The 23,367-nt window shown below is 49.5% G+C and carries 20 protein-coding genes; 5 read left to right on the top strand and 15 right to left on the bottom strand.

What is annotated here, in order from left to right:
• Positions 1 to 97: 97 nt before the first annotated feature.
• A complete protein-coding gene (locus ACXN9U_RS01640; protein ID WP_060964604.1) occupies positions 98 to 631 on the bottom strand; it encodes a CvpA family protein in 534 nt (177 codons plus the stop codon).
• 7 nt (positions 632 to 638) lie between these two features.
• On the bottom strand, positions 639 to 896 hold the full coding sequence (zapA, locus tag ACXN9U_RS01635; RefSeq protein WP_016938650.1) for a cell division protein ZapA: 258 nt from the start codon (positions 894 to 896) through the stop codon (positions 639 to 641).
• A gap of 133 nt (positions 897 to 1,029) precedes the next feature.
• Here zapA and rnhC point away from each other — a divergent pair, with 133 nt between their 5' ends.
• Positions 1,030 to 1,974 (top strand): ribonuclease HIII, encoded by a 945-nt coding sequence (rnhC, locus tag ACXN9U_RS01630; RefSeq protein WP_489202115.1) that lies wholly within the window; start codon positions 1,030 to 1,032, stop codon positions 1,972 to 1,974.
• Between the two features lie 34 nt (positions 1,975 to 2,008).
• On the opposite strand, the gene pheT is transcribed toward rnhC, so the two are convergent.
• From pheT to ACXN9U_RS01615, 3 genes are all read right to left on the bottom strand, one after another.
• The gene (gene pheT, locus ACXN9U_RS01625) at positions 2,009 to 4,423 is read right to left on the bottom strand and encodes a phenylalanine--tRNA ligase subunit beta (RefSeq protein WP_060964602.1); all 2,415 of its coding nucleotides are present in this window, start codon (positions 4,421 to 4,423) and stop codon (positions 2,009 to 2,011) included.
• Positions 4,424 to 4,436: 13 nt separating this feature from the next.
• Complete coding sequence (gene pheS, locus ACXN9U_RS01620; RefSeq protein ID WP_016938647.1) at positions 4,437 to 5,471, bottom strand: phenylalanine--tRNA ligase subunit alpha; 1,035 nt, start codon at positions 5,469 to 5,471, stop codon at positions 4,437 to 4,439.
• Between the two features lie 360 nt (positions 5,472 to 5,831).
• Positions 5,832 to 6,578 carry a TrmH family RNA methyltransferase gene (locus ACXN9U_RS01615; protein WP_060965127.1) on the bottom strand — a complete coding sequence of 249 codons (747 nt, stop codon included), beginning with the start codon at positions 6,576 to 6,578 and terminating at the stop codon, positions 5,832 to 5,834.
• A gap of 121 nt (positions 6,579 to 6,699) precedes the next feature.
• Between ACXN9U_RS01615 and sspI the strand changes: the two genes are divergently transcribed.
• The 4 genes from sspI to ACXN9U_RS01595 all read left to right on the top strand — a co-directional run bounded on the left by sspI (position 6,700) and on the right by ACXN9U_RS01595 (position 10,899).
• Positions 6,700 to 6,915, top strand: a complete 216-nt coding sequence (sspI, locus tag ACXN9U_RS01610) for a small acid-soluble spore protein SspI (protein WP_045925240.1) — start codon at positions 6,700 to 6,702, stop codon at positions 6,913 to 6,915.
• A gap of 63 nt (positions 6,916 to 6,978) precedes the next feature.
• Entirely contained in the window at positions 6,979 to 8,064 is a 1,086-nt protein-coding gene (locus ACXN9U_RS01605) for a CdaR family transcriptional regulator (protein WP_060964601.1), read from the top strand.
• 97 nt (positions 8,065 to 8,161) lie between these two features.
• A complete protein-coding gene (gene glcD / locus ACXN9U_RS01600; protein WP_060964600.1) occupies positions 8,162 to 9,574 on the top strand; it encodes a glycolate oxidase subunit GlcD in 1,413 nt (470 codons plus the stop codon).
• Positions 9,571 to 10,899, top strand: coding sequence for a (Fe-S)-binding protein (locus ACXN9U_RS01595; RefSeq protein WP_060964599.1), 1,329 nt, complete (start codon positions 9,571 to 9,573; stop codon positions 10,897 to 10,899). Before glcD ends, ACXN9U_RS01595 begins: the two co-directional genes overlap by 4 nt.
• A gap of 69 nt (positions 10,900 to 10,968) precedes the next feature.
• Here ACXN9U_RS01595 and cstA read toward each other — a convergent pair whose 3' ends face one another.
• The 10 genes from cstA to araA form a co-directional block, all read right to left on the bottom strand.
• Positions 10,969 to 12,765 (bottom strand): carbon starvation protein CstA, encoded by a 1,797-nt coding sequence (cstA, locus tag ACXN9U_RS01590; RefSeq protein WP_101605405.1) that lies wholly within the window; start codon positions 12,763 to 12,765, stop codon positions 10,969 to 10,971.
• Between the two features lie 110 nt (positions 12,766 to 12,875).
• Positions 12,876 to 14,375, bottom strand: a complete 1,500-nt coding sequence (gene arfA / locus ACXN9U_RS01585; protein WP_060964597.1) for an arabinosylfuranosidase ArfA — start codon at positions 14,373 to 14,375, stop codon at positions 12,876 to 12,878.
• Between the two features lie 18 nt (positions 14,376 to 14,393).
• The gene (gene araQ, locus ACXN9U_RS01580; RefSeq protein WP_060965126.1) at positions 14,394 to 15,221 is read right to left on the bottom strand and encodes an arabinooligosaccharides ABC transporter permease AraQ; all 828 of its coding nucleotides are present in this window, start codon (positions 15,219 to 15,221) and stop codon (positions 14,394 to 14,396) included.
• 18 nt (positions 15,222 to 15,239) lie between these two features.
• Positions 15,240 to 16,181, bottom strand: coding sequence for an arabinooligosaccharides ABC transporter permease AraP (gene araP, locus ACXN9U_RS01575; RefSeq protein WP_060964596.1), 942 nt, complete (start codon positions 16,179 to 16,181; stop codon positions 15,240 to 15,242).
• Between the two features lie 39 nt (positions 16,182 to 16,220).
• A complete protein-coding gene (gene araN, locus ACXN9U_RS01570; protein ID WP_060964595.1) occupies positions 16,221 to 17,516 on the bottom strand; it encodes an arabinooligosaccharides ABC transporter substrate-binding protein AraN in 1,296 nt (431 codons plus the stop codon).
• A gap of 1 nt (position 17,517) precedes the next feature.
• Positions 17,518 to 18,723 (bottom strand): sn-glycerol-1-phosphate dehydrogenase, encoded by a 1,206-nt coding sequence (locus ACXN9U_RS01565; protein ID WP_060964594.1) that lies wholly within the window; start codon positions 18,721 to 18,723, stop codon positions 17,518 to 17,520.
• On the bottom strand, positions 18,720 to 19,526 hold the full coding sequence (gene araL, locus ACXN9U_RS01560) for a sugar-phosphatase AraL (protein WP_420913152.1): 807 nt from the start codon (positions 19,524 to 19,526) through the stop codon (positions 18,720 to 18,722). Before araL ends, ACXN9U_RS01565 begins: the two co-directional genes overlap by 4 nt.
• Positions 19,504 to 20,193, bottom strand: a complete 690-nt coding sequence (araD, locus tag ACXN9U_RS01555; RefSeq protein WP_060964592.1) for an L-ribulose-5-phosphate 4-epimerase — start codon at positions 20,191 to 20,193, stop codon at positions 19,504 to 19,506. Before araD ends, araL begins: the two co-directional genes overlap by 23 nt.
• Positions 20,186 to 21,871, bottom strand: a complete 1,686-nt coding sequence (gene araB / locus ACXN9U_RS01550) for a ribulokinase (RefSeq protein WP_060964591.1) — start codon at positions 21,869 to 21,871, stop codon at positions 20,186 to 20,188. Before araB ends, araD begins: the two co-directional genes overlap by 8 nt.
• A gap of 1 nt (position 21,872) precedes the next feature.
• Positions 21,873 to 23,366 (bottom strand): L-arabinose isomerase, encoded by a 1,494-nt coding sequence (gene araA / locus ACXN9U_RS01545; protein ID WP_060965125.1) that lies wholly within the window; start codon positions 23,364 to 23,366, stop codon positions 21,873 to 21,875.
• Position 23,367: the final 1 nt, after the last annotated feature.

The raw sequence follows: 23,367 nt of genomic DNA, 5'->3' as shown, positions 1-23,367 counted from the left end.
CCCCCAGTCGTTTCCTGCTTTTCATCATACAAATTTTTCTTCTCCGGCACAACTGACGCAGAGCTTGAAAAAAACTTCTCCGGTCAAGAGAAGTTTTTTATGCCCCATACTGGGCCCACAGTTCTTGCAGAAGCCCTGACAGATACGGCGTATGATGCGTGATGATATTTGCAAGCGTCGATTGTGCGAGCATATCCTGAAGCGTGCTTACCGGCAGTACGGATGCGACGTATAACAGGATAAACGCAAATAAATAGACTTCCACAAACCCGAGCACCCCGCCAAGCAGTTTGTTGATCTGTTTTATGACCGGAATGCTTGCGATGATATTAAGCGCCGCTCCGATAATCCGAAGCAGAATCTTTGCAATGATAAACAAAATGACAAACGCGATCGCGTTGTAATAAGCGGTCTCTACGTTTCCTTTAATAAAAGAAAGAGCCGACTGCCCGCCGGAAAAATCAGGCGCGGGTATAAAACTTAAATGCGGGGCCAGATTTTTGTAAAAAAGCGCCGCAAACGCAATCGAGAGGATGAAACTCGTTAAATATATAAATTGGAGGATAAATCCTCTTTTCAATCCAAGCAATGTGCCCATCAAGAGCAAAACTAAGATGATGATATCTATCATATGGTGTTCATTCCTTTTCTTTAAGCTGCCGCTCCAGTAATTCATATTTTTCTTGCAGTTTCATATAATCATGCACGACATTGACCGCAGTCAAAACAGCGAGCTTATTTATATCAAGATATGGATTTTTCTCGTTGATTTCTCTCATTTTATCATCAACCATTCCGGCCACATGACGCATGTGCGCTTTGCTTTCTTCCCCGATAATGGTGAAGTGCTGGCCGTAAATGTTTACTGTCGTTTTGGTTTTTTTGCCGTCAGACAACGTTTCTCCTCCATTCCGCGAGAATCCTAGTTCCTATCATACCACGATTATCGATTGAATGGAAAGACGAGCCTCAGGCTGTTATGATACACTGGTATATACAGTGAAAAGTGCCAAAAAAGGAGATTATATCGTGTCCCATTCTGTTATAAAAGTATCCGCTTCCGCTATAAAACAAATGAAACAATCCTATGCCGGCTCCCTTACTCCGGCCGTTCCGCAGGGCGCCGTCTTCCAGGCTAAGCCGCCGGGCTGTACCATTACAGCCTACCGTTCGGGCAAGGTTCTCTTTCAAGGAAAAAACGCCGGCACAGAAGCGGCCCGCTGGGGAACGGCTGAGGCGCCGAAAGCAAAGAAAACCGTCAAAAAAGCGGCCGACCCGCTCTACGCTCCTCCGGCGGGCATTGCGTCCATGTCGGTAATCGGCTCAGATGAGGTCGGAACAGGCGATTACTTCGGGCCGATAACAGTTGCCTGCGCCTACGCCGACAAAACAAAGCTTCCTTTAATGAAAGAACTGGGCGTGAAGGATTCGAAAGATTTAAAAGATCCGCAGATTATCGAAATCGCCAAACTGTTAATTAAAACCATTCCTTACAGCCTGCTTGTGTTAAAAAACGAAAAATACAATCAGATGCAGGAAAAAGGCATGAGCCAGGGGAAAATGAAGGCGCTCCTTCATAATCAGGCGATTTCCAATCTGCTGAGGAAAATGAACGGCGTCAAACCGGAAGCGATTCTGATTGACCAATTTGCAGAGCCCGGCATTTATTTTAAGCATCTTTCCGGGCGGGATATCGTAAAAGAAAAAACGTTTTTCAGCACGAAGGCGGAAGGCATACATCTTTCCGTCGCCGCAGCCTCTATCATCGCGCGGTATTCTTTCTTAATTGAAATGGATAAGCTTTCCCGGGAAGCAGGGATGACGATTCCGAAAGGCGCGGGGCCGCACGTCGATGAAGCTGCCGCCAAGCTGATCATCAATAAAGGAGAAGATGCGCTCAGAACGTTCACCAAACTTCATTTTGCCAATACGCAAAAGGCGAAGCGCCTTGTTGAAAGGAAACGGCCACAATAAAAAAAGCTTGCAGAGTGATCTGCAAGCTTTTTCTTTATCCTCTTAATACGGCCTGATACGTTTCTTCCAGCGCTTTCAGCACGTTTTCGTGGACTTTTGTCACTTCTTCTTCTGTCAATGTTTGTTCAGGGTTGACATATTGAAGCGAGAAGGCGACGGATTTTTTGCCCTCTTCCATATGCTCACCTTCGTACACATCAAATACAGTGACTTCTTTCAATAGCGCGCCGCCGGCTTCCTTGATCACGGCTTCGAGCTGTCCGCTTGTGACGGTTTTATCTGCAACAAGCGCAATGTCGCGCGTGACGGACGGGTACTTCGGAATCGCCGTGTACACGACAGGTTCTGTTTCCTCGGTCAGAAGCGCGTGCAGATCAAGCTCGAACACATACGTTTCTTTGATATCCAGCTCTTTTTCCATTGCCGGGTGCACCTGTCCGATAAATCCGGCAAGTGAGCCGTTCAATAGAATGTTTGCGGTCCGGCCGGGATGCATGTTTTTGCGTTCTGACTGGACAAATTCAATCCGGTCTGACACATTCAACTGATGCAGCAGGCCTTCAACGATTCCTTTGACGACGAAGAAATCTACCGGCTTTTTCTCACCCTGCCATAGGTTTTTGCGCCATAATCCGGTTACGGCTCCGGCAACCCGTTCTTTTTCAACCGGTTTTGTGTTTTCTTCCTTCGTCAGAAATACAGAACCCGTTTCGTATAAAGCAACGGAATCAGTCTGTCTGGCCAGATTGTATGAAACGGCTTCAAGCAGATTCGGCACGAGGCTGTGTCTGAGAATGCTTCTTTCTTCGCTCATCGGCAGAGCAAGCATCGTATTGAATGATTTTTCGATCGCAAAAGCAGCCGCTTTTTTATCATTCGTCAATGAATATGTGGTCGCTTGTGAAAGACCCGCTCCTTCAAGGAAACGTCTCACTTTCCGGCGTTTTGCCTGATACGGGGTCAAGCCGCCTGTCGTGCCGGCCGTTTCCGGAAGCGTGGACGGAATATTGTCATACCCGTACAATCTCGCCGCTTCTTCAATCAGGTCTTCTTCGATTTTAATATCTCCGCGGCGCGACGGCACCGTTACGACGAGAACGTCTTTTGCTTCACCGACTGCAAAACCGAGGCGCTTGTAAATGCTGATGATTTCTTCTTTAGCGATTGTCATGCCGAGCACGGCGTTCACTTTTTCAACAGATACATGAATGTTGTTCGCTTCGATTTTCAGATGGTTTTCTTCAACCGTGCCTGAGAGCACTTCTCCGCCGGCATATGCCTGAATGAGGCTGCAGGCCCGTTCAGCCGCCAGCAGAACGCGTGCCGGGTCAATGCCTTTTTCATATCTGGCGCTCGCTTCGCTTCTCAGCCCGAGGTCTCTCGACGCTTTGCGGACGGTCTGTCCATCGAAATAAGCGGCTTCCAGTAAAATCGCGGTAGTGTCTTCACGGACTTCAGATTCAGCTCCGCCCATGACTCCCGCAACGGCTTGTGCTTTTTTTCCGTTTGTGATGACCAAATGGCTGCTTGACAGCTTGCGCTCCTGTTCATCCAGCGTCACGATGGTTTCGTTTTCCGCCGCTTTTCTGACGACGACCTCTTTTGAACCGAACCGATCGTAATCGAAAGCGTGAAGCGGCTGACCGTACTCAAGCAGGACGAAGTTTGTAATGTCCACGACGTTATTGTGCGGGCGGATGCCTGCATTCATCAGCTTCGTCTGCATCCACAGCGGAGACGGGCCGATTTTGACGTTTTTAATGATTTTTGCGGCATAATGCGGATTGGCCTGCGTATCTTCAATTTTGACGGAAACAGCGTCCGCCGCTTTTTCTGCCGCTTTTTCATATGAAGTCTCCGGAAGCTTTACCTCGGTGCCGAGAATAGCCGCAACTTCATAAGCCACGCCAAGCATGTTCATCGCGTCGGCGCGGTTCGGCGTTAAGCCCAATTCTAAAATCGCATCATCAAGCTGAAGGGATGCCATTGCGTCAGCTCCCGTTTCAGCATCATTCGGAAACACGAAAATGCCTTCCGCATATTCTTTCGCCACGAGCTTGCTTTCAATGCCGAGCTCCTGGAGAGAACAGATCATGCCGTGAGACGCTTCGCCGCGCAGCTTGGCTTTTTTAATTTTGAAATTGCCGGGAAGCACGGCGCCGACTGTTGCAACGGCAACCTTCTGTCCTTTATCAACATTCGGGGCGCCGCAGATAATCTGAACGGGTTCCTCCGCACCGATATCGACAAGGCATTTGTTGAGTTTGTCGGCATTCGGGTGCTGTTCACGCTCAAGCACGTGTCCGATGACAACGCCTTTTACGCCTTCCCCTTTATACTCGATACCCTCAACTTCAATACCGGCTCTCGTAATTTTTTCTGCAAGCACGGCCGGGTCGATTCCCTGCAAGTCAACGTAATCTTCTAACCATTTATATGAAACAAACATGTGTATCCTCCTCTTACGCCTGTTTAAACTGCGAAATGAATCTGACATCATTGGTATAGAAATGGCGGATATCTTCAATGCCGTATTTCAGCATTGCGATCCGTTCCACACCCATTCCGAAAGCAAAGCCCTGGTATTCCTCAGGATTGAATCCGGCCATTTTCAGCACGTTCGGGTGAATCATGCCGGCGCCGAGAATTTCGATCCAGCCCGTTTTTTTGCAGACGGAACAGCCTTGTCCGCCGCACTTAAAGCAGGTCACATCCACCTCGACAGAAGGTTCAGTGAATGGGAAAAAGCTCGGACGGAGCCTGATTTCACGGTCTTGGCCGAACATTTTTTTGGCGACCAATTCAAGCGTTCCTTTCAGATCGCTCATGCTGATTTTGCGATCTACGACGAGACCCTCAATCTGCATGAACTGGTGGGAATGTGTCGCGTCATCGTTGTCGCGGCGATACACTTTTCCGGGACAAATGATTTTGACGGGGCCTTTGCCTTTATGCTTTTCCATCGTGCGCGTCTGCACCGGTGACGTCTGCGTTCTCATCAGCATTTCTTCTGTAATGTAAAAGCTGTCCTGCATGTCGCGGGCCGGGTGCTCCTTCGGCAGATTCAGCGCCTCAAAGTTGTAATAATCCGTTTCCACTTCAGGACCTTCTTCGATGGTATACCCCATGCCGATAAATAAATCTTCAATTTCTTCAATAACGACCGTCAGCGGATGGCGCCCGCCGATGTTTACCTGACTGCCCGGCAATGTGACGTCAATCGTCTGGCTGCTGAGTTTTTTATTCATCTCTTCTTGTTCAAGCTGTTCATTTTTCGCCGTAATGGCTGCTGCAATGCGCTCTCTCACTTCATTGGCGAGCGCTCCCATTTTCGGGCGTTCTTCAGCGGACAGTTTGCCCATGCCGCGGAGAACTTCTGTAATCGGCCCTTTTTTTCCGAGATATTGCACCCGAATGTCGTTAACTTCTTTTAATGAACCTGCTGCTTCTACTTTTTCTGCAGCTTCCAGTTCGAGCTGTTTAAGCTTCTCTTCCATCATGCATCCTCCTTTTATGTAAACCAAACCGTTCTATGCCTTTTTCAGAAAACAAAAAAACCCGCCCCTTGAGAGAAGGGACGAGTTGTGGCCGCGGTACCACCCTTTTTAAGGCAGACTTCATCTGCCGAAGCTTCATTGACATAACGGAAACGATCGTTCCGGTTCACCTTTACGCGCGTTTAGCGCGGTCCCGGTGACAACTCGAGAGGTGAAAATCAATTTCTGTGCTGCGATAAAAATGCTTTCAGTCGGCGGCATTTTCTCCCTGGAAGGCAGCTTGTGAAAAAATTGACGTCCTCTGTCACGGTTTTTACATTATTGCTATCTATTATAGTGAAATTCGCGGCTTTGCGCAACCTATCCTCTGAGATGATAGACGAGGATGGCGGCCGCCACCGCCACATTCAGCGACTCCGCCTGTCCGTACAGCGGCACGTACAGGTTGAGATCCGTTTTTTGCAGAAGGCCGGCGTCCACTCCCGCCCCCTCGTTCCCGACGATTAACGCGAACGATTCTTCAGGCTTCACGCTTTGATAAGCCGCACCGTTTTCAAGCGCCGTGCCGTAGATCGCGATGCCTTGCGATTTCAGCTCATCGGTAAACTCGTGAAGCGGACGTTTCAAAATGGGAATATGAAAGTGAGATCCTTGGGCTGAACGCAGCGTTTTTCCGTTGTATGGATCTGCCGTTCCCTCACCAAGGACAACGGCGTCGATCCCCGCCGCATCTGCCGTTCTGATCATTGTTCCTAAATTCCCCGGATCCTGCACGGCATCAATCAGAAGCAGCCGCTTCAGCCGGTCAGGCTTTTCGTCCGGCATATGGCAGACTGCGGCGATCTGCTGCGGCGTTTCCGTTTCCGTCACGGCTGAAAACGCATCTTCGCTCAGCACATAGCACGGAATGCTCATGTCCAGATCGGCCGGGATGGCGCTCTCATCTTTTACGAGAATTTCTTTTACCGTTCCCTTTGACTTGAGCGCTTCTTCTGCCAGATGCTCTCCTTCTATCAGAAATGTATTCGTTTTATGTCTCTCTTTTTTTGTGTGAAGTTTTTTCCAGTCCTTCACTTTTTGGTTTTTTGCCGAGTCAATTCGTTTCACTTTATTTCTGCGCTCTCCTTTTTTCATGCATGTTGTTATTATATCTCAAGAACAGCACATAATAAACCGCGTGCGCGGTAAGAATATGCGTATCACATTCAGGAAAAAAGGAGCGGTTGTAATGGATCTTAATTTACGCAACGCCGTTATTGCCAATGTGACCGGCAATAATCAGGATCAGCTGGAGCATACTATCGTAGACGCCATCCAAAGCGGTGAAGAAAAAATGCTTCCGGGTCTCGGCGTCTTATTCGAAGTTCTTTGGCAGCATGCGTCAGACTCAGAAAAAAATGAAATGCTCAAAACACTTGAAGGCGGATTAAAACCTGCACACTAAGCATGAAACCGGGTGATGGCACACCCGGTTTTTTTTGTATAATAATGGCGAGGGGGATCGCCAATGCAGTTACAGCCGGAACTGGCAAAAAAATTGATTGCCGAAGTCAAACATATGTACAGCCGCGAAGTGATTATTGCCGATACAAAAGGAATGATCATCGCGGGCACCAACGAGGCGCGCGCCGGATGTTTTCATGAAGGAGCTCTGATCTGCGCGCGGGAAAAACGGAATGTCATCATTACGAAAGAAGATGAAAAACGGCTTGAGGGCGTAAAAGCAGGATTGAACCTCCCCGTTTTTTCGGGTCATGAGGTGATCGGAGTATTCGGTCTGACAGGAAACCCTGACGATATCCTGCCTTTCGGGGAATTGCTCAGAAAAATGACGGAACTTTTTATAAAAGAAACGCGCCACCTGGAAGAAGTGCAATGGCGTGAGAGAATGCTTGAATCCTTTATGGTGGATTGGCTGCAGTTAAAAGAATGGTCCCCGGGTTTTTTAGAAAAAGCAAAGCTCCTTGCAGCAGACCTTCATTCGCAACGCCGAATCATACTCATTCAAGGCCGTTATGAGCAATATGAAGCAGAAGAGCTCGGGCGCCTCTGGCAAAGTGAATACCCTGAAGACCTGTTTGTCCGCTGGGGAAATGAGCGTATTCTCATTAATCATGAGACAAACTCGGATTCTAGGGAGAGGCTCATCAAAAGAATCAACACTGTTTTTGGGCAGCCTGTCACGGCCGGCATCGGACGGATCGTTCCGGGAGAACGCCTGACGGAATCATACGGACAGGCGGAGAAAGCTCTTTCAGCGGGCGCTATTGACAAGCAGGCCGTCTTTGAAGAAGATTTAAAACTGGATATGTGTCTTGCCGATATTGCGCCCGGCACGCGGTCTGAATTTCCACGGCGGGTTCTCGAGCATGTGCTCGGCCGTGAAGAACTTCTGGATACGCTGCGCGCCTTTTTCGACCGGCAGTTATCGTTAAAGCGCACCGCTGATGACATGCATATTCATATTAATACGCTGCGCTACCGTCTTTCCAAACTGGAATCACTGACAAATATGAAGCTTGACCGCCCTGAAGACATAACGGCTTTTTATTTGGCGCTTCGCTTTTTAGATCAACATACAAAAAACACGTAATACCACCATCATTTTTCATACGTTTCTCCATAGTTTACGAAATCATTTTTCTTTACAATTAAATGAAAACGCTTTTCTATCGGGAGGTTGGGAGAATATGATTTCACGAGAGGCAAAGGAACAGTTCATCCGGGCGGTCGGGAAGGAGAATTATGATGATTCGGCGGCTGGCCGTCTTGTGTATTCGTACGATGCGGCCCCTCAGCTGCAAGCCATGCCGGATGCGGTAATCGCCCCCCACTGTGCGGATGACGTGTCCCGTATATTAACGATTTGCAGCAGGCATGACATTCCGATCGTGCCGAGGGGTTCAGGCACAAACTTATGCGGCGGCACATGTCCGTCTGAGGGCGGTCTTGTTCTTTTATTCAAACATATGAACCGAATTCTTGAAATTGATGAGGAAAATTTGACGGCAACCGTCCAGCCGGGCGTGATCACGCAAGATATGATTCATGCGGTTGAACGGAAAGGGTTATTTTATCCGCCTGATCCGAGCAGCATGAAAATATCGACGATCGGCGGAAATATTAATGAAAATTCCGGCGGACTGCGCGGCCTGAAGTACGGTGTCACCCGGGATTATGTCCTCGGCCTTGAAGCCGTCTTGGCTTCAGGCGATATCATCCGCACAGGGGGAAAGCTGACAAAGGATGTCGCCGGTTATGATCTGACCCGGCTTTTCGTCGGATCAGAAGGGACGCTCGGTGTTGTGACGGAAGCGACTTTAAAGCTTGTTCCGAAGCCGGAAACGAAAAAAACGCTGCTCGCACTCTATGAACATATTGAAGCGGCTGCAGAATCGGTTTCTGCCATCATCGCTGAAAAAATCATTCCGGCGACACTCGAATTTCTGGATCAGCCGACACTGCAGGTCATTGAAGATTACGCCAAGATCGGGCTTCCGACAGACGCAAAAGCCGTACTGCTGATCGAACAGGACGGTGACAGCGACACGGTCAGACGCGATATGGAAAAAATCGAAGCCATCTGTAAAAACGGAGCCGCCGTATCCGTCCAAACGGCTGAAACCGAGGAGGAAGCATTCGCCCTTACAGAGGCCAGACGGTCCGCACTATCAGCTCTCGCCAGACTGAAACCGACGACGATTCTGGAAGATGCAACCGTGCCGAGATCACAAATTGCCAATATGGTCAGAGCCATTAACGAGATTGCAGAAACATACGGCTTGTCCATATGCACATTCGGCCATGCAGGCGACGGCAACCTCCATCCGACGTGCACCACCGATATCCGAAATACAGAGGAGATGGAACGTGTCGAAAAAGCCTTTGCCGCCATTTTTGAGAAAGCGATTGAGCTGGGAGGAACGATAACGGGTGAACATGGGGTCGGCATCGTAAAAGCGCCGTATTTAGAAATGAAGCTGAAAACAGAAGGCATCATCGCCATGAAAGCGATCAAACAAGCGCTCGATCCCCAAAACCTGCTGAATCCGGGAAAGATATTCGCTAATTCGTCAAGGAAACGCGTGGTGGTGATGAAATGACAACGGCTAAAGAGCAGAAACAAATTCAAACAGAATTCAAAAACCGCATGGATGAAGGTGAATTGCTGAACTGTATGCGCTGCGGCTTCTGCCTTCCTTCCTGTCCGACCTATATCGAATCAGGATTTCAAGAATCCCATTCGCCGCGCGGCCGAATCGCCCTGATGAAAGCCGTCACAGACGGACTGATTGAGCCGGATGAAGATGTCGAGCGCTCACTTTCGCTGTGTCTCGGATGCCGGGCATGCGAGCCCGTTTGTCCGGCAGGAGTCAATTACGGACAGCTGCTTGAAGAAGCAAGGGATATCATTCATCAAAATAAAAAACACAAGCCGGGCGTGCGCCTCTTGCGGAAAGCGGCATTTACCGGGCTTTTCCCCCATCAAAACCGCATGCAGACAGCGGCGAATCTTCTTGGGATATACCAAAGATCAGGGCTGCAGACCGCCGTCAGAAAAACCGGTATGCTGCGCGTTTTGCCTGAGCATCTGCGTACAATGGAACAAGTGCTCCCGCCCGTTCCGAAATGGAAAGACATGAAAGAACGGCCGCGTTTTCTTCCCGCCTCGGGTCCCGTTCAAAAACGGGCCGCTTTTTTCTCGGGCTGTTTAATGGATACGATGTTTTTAGCAACAAATCATGCGACAACGGCGCTTTTACAGGCGGCCGGATGTGAGATCGCGGTTCCGGAAGGTCAGGCGTGCTGCGGCGCGCTTCACGGGCACAGCGGAGAAAAAGAGACGGGAAAAGAACTGGCCAAGCGGAATATCGCCGCTTTTGAAGCGCTTGACGCAGATTATATCATTACAAACGCCGGCGGATGCGGCGCCTTTCTTCAGGAATATCCGCATTTGCTGAAGGATGAACCTGAATGGGCGGACCGTGCCGAACAATTCGTCCGGAAGCTCAAAGACTTTTCATCCGTACTGGTTGAACTGAAATTCCATCAAAGGAACCTTCAGGCGCAATCCCCTCATATCGTCACATATCAGGACTCCTGCCATCTCCGCAATGTGATGCATACGTCAGAAGAACCGCGCATGCTTTTGAAAAGCATTAAAGGGGCCGAGTACAGAGAAATGGAAAAGGCCGACAGCTGCTGCGGGTCGGCGGGAATTTATAATATAACAGAGTCAGAGATGTCTATGAAAATATTAGACAGTAAGATGAAAGCCGCCGGAAAAACGGAGGCGGCCGTCATCGTGACAGCCAATCCCGGATGCCTTTTGCAAATGCAGCTCGGCATTTTGCGCGAAGGATTAACAGACCGTGTCCGCGCGGTACATTTGGCGGATTACCTTTTGGAAGCGGCGGATTTGTCATAAGATGAAAGCAGAGAGACCGATCGGCTCTCTGCTTTTTTATGATGCTGCAATGTTCGGACGGCCGCGGATTTATCCGGGTATTGAAGCTTCCAGTCTGGCACTCGGATCACGCCATACATTCGCCCATTTTTTCACAGCCGCCATGATAATCACAAGCCCGAGAATGAGCATGATAATGGATAAAACGCCATTCAGCACGTTGTATCCCGCCGCTTCAGGATTCAAATACACATACCGCACCATCCAATAACCCGCATAGTTGACGGTCACGTACAAATAAGCGAGAGGAATCAGGCACGTCAGCATATAGCGCCGCTTATCGGCTATCTTCAATACGACAGTCGCACCGATGATTAATCCGACAGACGCCATAAGCTGATTGGACACGCCGAACAGCGCCCAAATGGAGCTGATGTCGCCCGAATACAGAAGATAGCCCCACAGCAGGCAGGCGAGCGCGCTTGAGAAAATCGAGCCCGGCAGCCAGTCTGTTTTTTTCAGCGGCTTATACACCTCTCCGAAAAACTCCTGGATCAAGTAGCGGGCGACACGGGTTCCCGCATCAATCGCCGTTAAAATAAACACCGCTTCAAACATAATGACAAATTGAAAAAAGTATGAAGCCAAATGACTGAAAAACGGAATCTCCGTAAAGATATACGTCATTCCGACGGCAAGCGTAACAGCGCCGCCCGTTCTTCCTTCCAGACTGAGCCCGATTTCTTTACTCAATTCAGGCAGATGGACGACATTCATCCCAAGGGCGCGGAAAATTTCCGGCGCGCTGTTAATGGCAAAATAGTCCGCTGGCTCAAGTGCGGCGGCTGCTATGAGCGCCATAATCCCGACGAGACATTCAACAAGCATCGCTCCGAAAGCAACCGGCTTTATATCACTCCATTTATCCAGCATTTTCGGCGTTGTGCCGGAACCGACAAACGCATGAAAGCCTGAAATAGCGCCGCAGGCAATCGTTATTGAAATAAACGGCCAGACAGGTCCCGCGATCACCGGTCCGCCGCCGTGAATAAACTCCGTTACGGCCGGGAATTTAACGGCGGGATTGACGAAAAAGACGCCGGCGATCAAAGCGGCAAATACCCCGATTTTCATAAAACTGCTTAAATAGTCACGCGGGGCAAGCAAAAGCCAAACCGGAAGCGCCGCGGCAAAAAAAGCATAGACGGGAAGCGCCACCGCGAGTGTTTTCGCATCCAACGTCAGCATGTCGCCGAGAGCCGTTGTCTGCAGCCGCGGCCCGATCACAACACCGGCCATTAACAAAAGAAAACCGACAGTCGATGCGAGTTTGAGATTGCCCGTTTTTTTATAGTAGACGCCGACCCCCATCGCGATCGGAATCGTAATCCCTACCGCAAACGTTCCCCACGGGTTTTTCTCAAGTGCGTGCAGCACAACCATGGACAGCCCCGCCATCGTGATCGTAATGATAAACAGCATTGAAAGACCAGTGCAAAAGCCCGCCACCGGGCCGAGCTCATCTTTGGCGACTTCAGAAAGCGTTTTACCGTTTTTCCGCATGGATGCAAACAATACGACAATATCGTGTACGGCTCCTCCGATCACCGCCCCGATTAACAGCCATAAAAGCCCGGGCAGATAGCCGAATTGAGCTGCGAGAATCGGTCCGACAAGCGGGCCGGCAGCGGCGATTGCCGCGAAATGGTGGCCGAATGACACCCATTTATTCGTCGGCACATAATCTTTCCCATCCTCAAGCACATGGGCCGGAGTCGGTGTCTGATCATTGATTTTTAATACTTTGACCATCATAAAGGTACCGTAAAGCCGATAGGCGATCGCCAAAATACATATAGACGCTATGACGATTGTAATCGCATTCATTTAATCCCAGCCCCTTTTCTCTTTTTCTAAATATTATCACAATTATCAGATAACCGGAGGTGATTTTTGCGTAAAAAAAAGCCGGCGGCAAAGCCCGGCTTTTCGGAACATTATTTTCCTGATAAACGGATAACATTCCAGGACAGCGGCGTAAAATGAGCCGTTATCCCTTCAGCGTTTGCGGAAGACGTTCCGTTTGAGTGAGGCATAACTTCTTTTCTGTTTTTTTGATTGGTCGCTTTCATATCCTGATGCTCCAGCACGATATGCTCAATGATGCGGTAATCTTCAAACCCTCTCAGTTTGATCTCCGTTTCCATCGGTTCCTTGCTTTTGTTAACGGCAAAAATGGTCAGGGCTTCATCTTCTTCATGGTAAACAGCCGCGGCATCAACATACGGCACATCCGTAAAATCCGCTGAGTCGTATTTCGGGGAGGTAATCAGCAGCTTCATTGAAGTCCCTCTCCCGTAGACAGAGGCGTGCATGTAAGGATAAAAGATCGGCTGCCTCCATGCTTCTCCGCCCTTTTCAGTCATGATAGGCGCAATCACGTTGACAAGCTGGGCGAGACAGGCGATCTTTAGTCTGTCCGCATGCTGCAGCATCGTAATCAGCAATGAACCGATCAACAGCGCATCTTCAAAATTGTAGATGTCTTCCAGAATCGGCCGGGCCGTAATCCACGGCTCCACTTTTTTATCCGCTTCATTTGAGTGATACCACACATTCCACTCATCTAAAGAAAGGTGAATCGTTTTTTTGCTCCGTTTTTTCGCTTTCATATAATCACATACGGCTGTGACAGATTTGATAAAATGGTCTAAATCCATCGACTTCGCTAAATAGTTTTCAAGATCATTTTCATGGTTGCCGTAATACGTATGCAGTGAGATGTAATCCACATGCTCGTACGTATGCTCAAGCACCTCCGCCTCCCACTCGATGAAGGTCGGCATGCCGCTGTTTGAGCTTCCGCAAGCCACCAATTCGATTGTCGGGTCCGTCCATTTCATCACTTTCGCCGTTTCAGCGGCGAGCCGTCCGTATTCATGCGCCGTTTTGTGCCCGATCTGCCAAGGGCCGTCCATCTCATTTCCTAAGCACCACGTTTTTATGCCGTAAGGTTTTTCATAGCCGTGCGATTTTCGCAAGTCGCTCCAGTATGACCCTCCAGGATGGTTGCAGTACTCGACGAGGTTCCGGGCGGCATCGATGCCTCTCGTCCCTAGATTGACCGCCATATTCACTTCGGCGTTCACTTTTTTTGCCCACGTTAAAAATTCGTTCGTCCCGACTTCGTTCGTTTCTGTCGTCTGCCATGCCAGATCAAGCCTCCGCGGGCGGTCCTTCACCGGTCCGACGCCGTCTTCCCAATTGTAGCCTGAGAGAAAATTCCCTCCCGGATAGCGGATGAACGGCACCTGTAATTCTCTGATCAGCTTCTGCACGTCTGTTCTGAATCCGTCCTTGTCGGCTTTCGGGTGTCCGGGCTCATAAATGCCTTCATACACCGCCCGGCCCATATGTTCTATAAATGATCCGTACATCCGTTTGTCCACTTCACCGATGATGTATTCTTTATCTGCTGTAATTCCCGCTTTTTTCATTATGTTTCCTCCCTCTCTCTATCCCTTCACTCCGCCGACTGTCAGGCCGGAAATAAAGTATTTTTGGAAAAACAAGAATATGATAATCACCGGCAGTATCGCAAAAACGGAACCGGAGATCAGCATGTCATAGTTATTGCCGTACGGACTCAGCAGCCCTGACAGTCCGATTGGAAGCGTAAACATTTCTTTCGACCGAAGCACGATCAGCGGCCATAAAAAGTTATTCCAGCTGTTTAAAGATTGGAGAATGATCATTGCCCCAAATGCCGGTTTCATAAGCGGCGCCATAATTCTGAAGAAAATGCCGAATTCCGTGCAGCCGTCCATTCTCGCTGAATCGAGCAGATCCCTCGGGAGGCCGAGCGCGTATTGCCTGAAAAAGAATACGGCGACAGGCGACACAATAAACGGCAGAATCACTCCCGTATAAGAATCAATCAAATGAAGCCCCACCGTCAGTTTAAATAACGGAAGCATCATCACTTCAAGAGGCACCATCATAATGATCAGCACAAGAACGAAAATAACATTTCGGCCTTTAAACTCATACACACCGAGTCCGTAGCCGATCATTGAGGAAAAAAACAGCGTGAGAACCGTGGTGAGAACGCCGAGCAGCAGGCTGTTAAAAAACCATTTGAAATAAATGCTCCCCCCGTTGAACAAATACGTGTAGTTATCAAGGCTCATCACATCCGGATCAAGACGCAGATTCAGTCCGATGCGCATCAGCTCGGATGACGGCTTTAATGAACCGAGCAATAGGCAGATCATCGGAAAGATATACAGCAGGCTCAACATGATAAAAAACAAGGTAAACGCGACTCTGTACACGGAAAACATGTGATTGTTACGCACCACTTATCCCTCCCCTTTAAACGAACCGGACAGTTTCAGCGACACAAGGCTGACTAGTAAGATGACAAGCAAAAGGACAATTCCGATGGCGGCCCCGTACCCCATTTCGTTGTACGCAAGCCCCTGCTGATATAAATAACCGACAAGCGTGAGGCCGATATTGCCCGGGGAATTATTCTGCCAAAGCACATAGCTTTCCTCAAACATTCTGAAACCGCCGATCATACTGATCGTTAACACATAAACGGATACCGGCTTTAAAAACGGGAGGGTAATATGCCGGAACTTTTTCCACGTACTCGCCCCGTCAATTTCAGCCGCCTCATATAATTCTTTCGGCACGTTTTGCAATCCGGCCAGAAAATAAAGAATGTTAATGCCCATCCATCTCCATGACGCAAGCAGCACCATTAAAAACATGCCGGTTCCTTTGTTATTGAGCCAGTTTTGAGGCGATACGCCAAGCTTCATCATCAGCTCGTTTGCCAGCGACGTATTCATTTCTCCGAACATCAGCCGGAATATAATCCCCGCGACGATCGTCGATGTCAAAGCCGGTACGAACAGTGCCGATTTAAACACATTTCTGAATCTGACGAGCTTCGAATTCAGAATCACCGCCAAAAGAAGCGGCACCGGAATCAGCACGATCAGCGTCCAAAAGGTATATTCCAATGTATTAAACAGGGCGGTGTAAAAGGTTGGATTAAGAAGAGCGGTGTAATTGGAAAACCCGACAAATGCAGCTTCTCCCGGCAGTATCCGCTGAAAGCTCATGATAAACACGCTGATGATCGGATACAAAAAGAAAACGAGAAACGAAATGATAAAAGGCGCCGTAAAAAGATAAGGCGCCGCTTTTTTGGAATACAGCACATTGCGCCGGCGCGGCTTCTTCCGGGCTGCGGAAACGGTTTGCGCTGTCTCTGTCTTTACAGGTCTCATAAAAGCTCCCCCGCTTTCTCTGTTAAAATGGGCGGCTTCTTATTTTTCCAATTGCTGCGCCGCCTCGTCCAAGGCTTCCTTAGGTGTTTTTTCCTGCGTCTTCAGCGCATCGAACAGCACCTGTCTGACGACGAGATCAGCCGCTTTAGAGAAGTCTTCATGCAAATAAATCGGATTGATCTCATCTTTTACTTCAAGGAGCGTGGAAAAAATGGATGTACCGTTCCGGAAGAAATCCGTGTACTTATTTTTCTCCTTCAATTCTTTTGAATCCCACACGTCCCAGCGGAGCGGATCAAAGCCGAGCACCGTCCACAGCTTAATATTTCCTTCCTTTGAACCTTTCGCAAATCCGAGAAATTCTTTCGCGAGCTTCAGATGTTCAGCCTGTTTCGGTACGACGGTGGCTGTTCCGCCCAAGCCCGCTGATCTGTCGCCGCCTTCTTTCCAAGCCGGCATAGGGTAAATCGCCATTTTTCCTTTTAAATCAGGCATATAATCGATAAACCGTCCCATGTACCAGATGGGCATCAGCACTGACGCTGCCCCGCCCTGATTCATAAAACCGTAGTATTCTTCACTGTGATGGCCGCCGCCGGGAGCCGGCAGAAGGGTTTTATCATTTACCATGTCCTTTAAGTCATTTAATGTGTCTATATTCGTTTTATTGTCCAAAATCAACTTTCCGTTTTTGCTGAAGTAGCCTGATCCTTGCTGCGAAATCATGGAAAGAAATGTGGCGGAGTCATTTGTTTCAACCGTTCCCATCGGTTTTCCCGCGATTTCGCGCACTTTTTTCCCCGCCCGCCGGTAGTCCTCCCATGTCTTAATCGATGCGGGATCAACGCCCGCCTTTTTCATAATATCCATGTTGTAAAACATCACGGTCGTCCCTACATGTGTGTCAAGGCCGTACAGTCTGCCGTTTTTGCTGTATAAGGCCAGGCGCGCTTCCACAAACTTATCGCGGTCTTTTTCAATCAGCGGAGTCAGATCGGCAAGCGGGATATCCTTCCCCTTCAGAAAGTTCGAGAATCGGCTTAATTCCACGTCGGCTATATCAGGAAGCCCTTCGCCCGCGATCAGGGAAACGGATAGATTATCATGCATTTGTCCATAAGGATAAACAACGGTATTCAGCTTAATTTTGCGCTCCGGATATTTCTGATTCCAGTCTTTGGCCATTTCCTGATAAAACTGTTCGTGCAGTCCGTTAAACGTCCAAAATGTCAGCTCCGTTTCTCCCGCCCTGCCGGCAGTCCGTTCTTGTGAACAGCCGGCGGTAAACAATAAGATCATCATCAGCGCCAAACATACGGCGATCGTTTTTTTCATGTCATTGCCCCTTCCGCTTCAGGCCGTGCGGCGAATGATGTGCAAAGAGCGCTGCATTTTCATTTATGATGGTTAAGCCGGTATAACGGTCTCGCAGTGTGTGTGCGTGCTTAAGGGCGTCGCTGACAAGGTCCTGTTTTACACCGATTTCATCAAAACTGGCGGGACCTCCGGCAGATGTGAGCCACCCGGCAATTGTTTTGCCGTCAGGAAGCCCTTCATATGCTGATTGAACCGCCTCGCGAAAGTCCGGCGGAAGTTCTGCAAGCTTTTCGTGACAGGCCAGATCTTTGTAAATATCACTCAGCACCGCGCACGCGCAGCCCACCTTCGCACCGTGGAGAATCGGAGGCTGTTTCGTCTTCAGCAGTTCCATCTCAATCCAATGCGAGATGTGATGCTCTCCTCCTGAGGCGGGACGGGAGTGATCAAGGGCAAGCATGACAAGACCCGAAACGATCAGCGCTTCCATCAGGATGCGAATGCCGGCCTCTGTTCCCATGGCAATGTCAGCGCGGTGATCAATGCACTGCCAAAGCGCGTCTTTCACAAGTTTCGCGCCGGCTTCTGAGTACGGCTCATCTGCAAGCTTCCGGGAGATCTCCCAATCTGCCAGCGAAGTTATTTTTCCGAGCATGTCGCCGAAGCCCGCGGCTGTCATTGCGCGCGGCGCTTCTTTTAATAGATTCGTATCCGCAAATAAGGCGATCGGCGCTTTCGTCTGAATCGTCGTTTTGATGCCGTTTAATATGAGCGGCGCTCCAGCCGATGTAAATCCGTCGACTGAAGGAGCGGTGGGGAATGAGATAAACGGCAAACCGCGCTGGCAGGCAGCAAACCGCGTAATGTCGTGAATCGTTCCTGACCCGGCCGCAATGATGACATCCGTCTCTTCCGCGATATTGATCAGCGTATAGATCAGTGTCTTTTCATCAGCCGCCGCGGTTCCTGATTCATGCTCCGGAATGATGATCTTTGCCGCTTTGATTCCGCCGGCCTTCAATTCGTCCGCAAGCATCCCTCCCGCCGCTTCGTCAGTGTTCCGGTCACAGACGATCGCCGGATGTTTCCAGCATTTTTTTTGAAGAAATCTGAAAAGCTCTTCTTTTGCATCCGCTCCGATGATGATGTCTTCTATTTGAATAGGAGAGCGGCTGCCTCCTTCCTTATTAAACTCGGATTGAATGTCCGCCGGAGAAAGTTTCATAAAAGGATTCCCCCCTTCGCTAATTCTGTCAGGTCTTTCATAGAATCGAGCACGATGTCAGGCTCATAGAGACGGGTCTCCCCAAGTTTTGCCGATCCCGTCAGAACCAACACGCTTTTCATCCCGTACAGCCTTCCCATTGCGATATCTGATTCGAGGCTGTCTCCGATTATTGCGCATTCTCCCGGAGAAAGCCCGAGCGCTTCACATGCTGCCTCAGCCATCAGCCAAGACGGTTTGCCGACGACAAGCTCCGTTTTTACTCCGGCAGATGCCTCAATGGCCCCGATCATTCCTGCAACATCCATAGCATGGCCGCCTTCATTCGGAAACGAGCGGTCCCGGTTTGTGGCGATGATGCGCGCGCCGGAGGAAGCTGCCTGAAAAGCGAGATTCAGATCCTCATAGGTGACGGTTTCATGCAGAGAGATAACAAGCCAGTCTGCCGCCTGCGGTTTTGGCGCCATGGTGACACCCGCTAAAGCGAGTTCATCCGTCAGCCCTTTCTCTCCTAACACCCACACCTTTGACAAAGGATAATGCTTCTTTAAAAATGATGCCGTCACACTGGAGGACAGCACGATGCTCCGTTCATCCGTGCGGATACCGGCACCAAGCAGTTTCTTTTGGCACATGGCTCTTGATAGATTGCCGCGGTTGCTTAAAAAGACAACGGCTTTGCCCAGGGACTGAAGGGTATGAATGGCTTCTGTTGCGCCGTCAATCAGCTCCTGCCCCCTGAATACGGTTCCGTCTAAATCAATCAGAAACCCAGCTGCGTCAAGTTTGGCCATAATAAGCATTCGCCCCGTGTTTTCTGTAAAAATGCTTATCATGCAGCACTCTGTCTATCGGGCTGAGCTGTTTGTTCAGCATAAGCGAATGGTAGGCCATTTCCGCCACGGTTTCGAGCACTACAGCGTTATGCAGGGCATTCAGCGCGTCCGTTCCCCAGCAGAACGGACCGTGGCTGTGGACAAGAACACCCGGATTTTGTTCATACGATTCATTTTGAAAGGTTTCCGCTATAACTTTGCCTGTATGATATTCGTAATCTTTCACAATTTCTTCTTCATACATTTCCCTCGTACAGGGTATAGCGCTTTCAAAATAATCCGCGTGAGTCGTGCCGAGCGCGGGAATGTCTCTTCCTGACTGCGCCCAGCTCGTCGCCCAGCGAGAATGCGTATGAACGATTCCGCCGATAGCGGGAAAAGCTTTATACAGATAAAGATGGGTCGGCGTGTCAGAGGACGGCTTCAGCGAGCCTTCCAGAATCTCTCCGTCCTCATTCAGGACGACCAGTTTGTCTGCGGTCAGCTCACTGTAATCGACACCGCTCGGTTTAATGACGATTCTCCCGCTTTCTCTGTCAATGCCGCTGACATTTCCCCATGTAAACGTGACAAGATTATGTTCCTCAAGCTTCAGATTGGCGGCGAGCACTTCTTCTTTTAACGCTTCAAGCATGGCGGCTCTCCCCTTTCGCGAACTCACGGTTTTTAATGGCTTTCAGGCGTTTCATGACATTGTTTTCTTTGCCGAAGTAGTGAACGAGCTCTTTGTATTCCGCATATAAGCTGTCATAAATCTCAGCTCTCCCCCGATTCGGGACGTAAGAACCGTCTTTTAATTTCCCCATATGTGCGCAAGCCTCAGCAATATTGGAAAAACCCCCGTTTTCCCGTCCCGCAGCGAGCGCTCCGAAAATCGCGGAGCCCAGTGCCGGCGCCTGCGGAGACCCGGATAATTTAATATCCATATTTGTGACGTCTGCATAAATCTGCATGACAAACGGATTTTTTTCGGCGATTCCTCCGGCTGCGTAAAGCTCTTCGATCGGAACGCCGTTTTCCCGAAACGTTTCGATAATCATCCTCGTTCCGAACGCCGTCGCTTCAATCAATGCCCTGTAGATTTCTTCCGGTTTCGTGTGCAGCGTCATGCCGAGCATCATGCCCGTCAAATCGGCGTCCACCAAGGTTGACCGGTTTCCGTTCCACCAGTCAAGCGCGAGAAGACCGCTTTCCCCCGGAGCAAGCTCAGCTGCTTTTTCGCTTAAAAGCTCGTGAATATCAATCTGTTTTTCCTCGGCTTCCTTCTCATACTCTTTCGGAACGCATGTTTTAACAAACCATTCAAAATGGTCGCCGACACAGGACTGCCCCGCTTCATATCCCGCATATCCAGGCAAGATGCCGTTATTGACAACTCCGCACATACCGGGGACGATATGTTCTTCCTCGCCGAGCAGCACATGACAGGTGGACGTTCCCATGATCATCAGCATTTTCCCCGGCTCTGTAATGCCGACCGCTGGCACTGACACGTGAGCGTCAACATTGGCGACGGCAACGGCCGTCCCCGGCAAAAGCCCGGTCAGCTCCGCCATTTTTTCGGTCAGTCCTCCTGCCTTTTCTCCGACTGAATAAATGGTTCCGCTTAATTTATCATTTGTAATCGTTTTCATTAACGGGTTGAGCCTTTCGAAAAAATGATCAGACGGATATCCCGTCTCCTCATTCCAAATTGCTTTGTAGCCGGCCGTGCAGTTGCTCCGCTTCAATGAACCGCACAATTGATAGACGATCCAGTCTGCTGCTTCCACAATCCGATCTGCCGCCTCGTATATATGCGGCGCTTCTTCCGCAATTTGCATGATTTTCGGAATCATCCATTCGGAAGAAATTTTACCGCCGTATCTTTTGAGAAATTCTTCTTTTGTGTCTTCGGCAATCGCGTTCAAACGGTCTGCATGCTTTTGAGCCGCATGATGCTTCCACAGCTTCACATAACTGTGAGGCTCCCGTTCAAATTCCGGAAGCATACAAAGCGGCTGTCCCGCGCCGTCTACCGGCAAAATGGTGCAGGCCGTAAAATCAATTCCTATGCCGATCACATCTTTTGGATCAGCGCCCGATTGCTGAAGCAGGCTCGGAATCGCCGTTTCCAAAACTTCAATATAATCGGCGGGATCTTGAAGCGCCCAGTCACGAGGGAGCTTTTCCCCCGTTTTCGGCAGCGTACGGTCGATAACGGCATGAGTGTATTCTTTGACCGCGGATGCAATTTCTTCTCCTGTCCGGACATCGACAAGCACCGCCCTGCCGGACAATGTGCCGAAATCTACACCAATTGTATACGCCATATCAATTCCCTCCCAGCCGGTATAATACGTCATTCCACTTCAGCTCTTTTTTCAGCTCGCGTATTTCGGTATTTCGGGAAATAAAGATGCTTTCAATGCCTGCCATTTCAGCCCAGTCAAGCATCTGTTCAGCCGTAAGCCCAAAGGACATACAGGTATGATGGGCGCCTCCCGCCAAAATCCATGCTTCCGCAGCCGTTTTCAGCGATGGCTCAGGCTTCCACAGCACCCGCGCCACAGGCAGATTCGGCATGTCATGTTCAATTTCCCTGCCTTCCGCTTCATTCAGAATGAGACGGAACCGCCCTCCGATGTCAATGATACTTGCGATGATGGCTGAACCGCCGATTCCGTTAAACACCAATCGGGCGGGGTCTTCCTTTCCCCCGATTGAGAGAGGATGGACTTCGATTTTCGGTCGATCATGGGCAATCGTCGGGCATACTTCAAGCATATGTGATCCGAGAATCATCGCACGCCCCGGCTCAAAATGGTACGTGTAATCTTCCATGAAGGAGGTTTGTTTTCCGTCCGCCATTATTTTCATCATTCGCACCAAGGCAGCCGTTTTCCAATCGCCTTCGCCGGCAAATCCGTACCCTTTTTCCATGAGACGCTGAACGGCAAGCCCCGGAAGCTGCTTCATTCCGTGCAGCACTTCAAAGGAGGTCGAAAACGCTGTATATCCGCCCCTTTCGAGAAAAGCCGTTAACCCGAGCTCAATTTTCGCCTGTTCTTTAATGGAAGAAACTTTTGCTTCATCCTGTTTCGTTTCGTCGCTGATGACATACAATTTGTCGTATTCTTCATAAAGCGCTTCAATTTCTGCATCGGTGACATTGTTCATCACCTCGGTAAGATCGCCGATTCCGTATCCGTCAACCTGCCAGCCGAATTGAATGTGGGCGCCGACTTTGTCTCCGTCAGTCACGGCTACATTCCGCATGTTGTCGCCGAACCGGGCAACTTTAATATGCCTGCTTTCATTCCAAGCGGCAGCAGTATTCATCCATTGTGAAATGTCACGTTTAACTTCTTCGTCATCCCAATAACCTGCAATGACTTTTCTCGTCTGCCCCATTCTTGACTGGATATATCCGTATTCCCGGTCTCCGTGGGCGGATTGGTTGCTGTTCATAAAATCCATATCAATCGTTTCCCACGGAATGTCACGATGATATTGGGTATGCAGATGAAGCATCGGCTTTTGAAAGGCGGAAAGACCTTCAATCCACATTTTCGCCGGAGAAAATGTATGCATCCACGTGATGATCCCGGCGCAGTTTTCTTGATACTGCGCTTCCCGCAAAACCTCTCTGATTGTTTCAGATGACGTAACAACCGCTTTATGCCTGATCTTGTATCTTGATGACACTCCGCCGAGACCGTCACATATCCCTTTTGCGTGTTGATCGACAAGCTGTAGCGTTTCCTCTCCGTATAAGTGCTGGCTTCCCGTCACAAACCAAAATTCATATTCTTTGTTCTGAAGCACA

The organism is Bacillus sp. BACIII, assembly GCF_057836745.1.
This window is presented reverse-complemented; position numbering and strand designations above follow the sequence as displayed.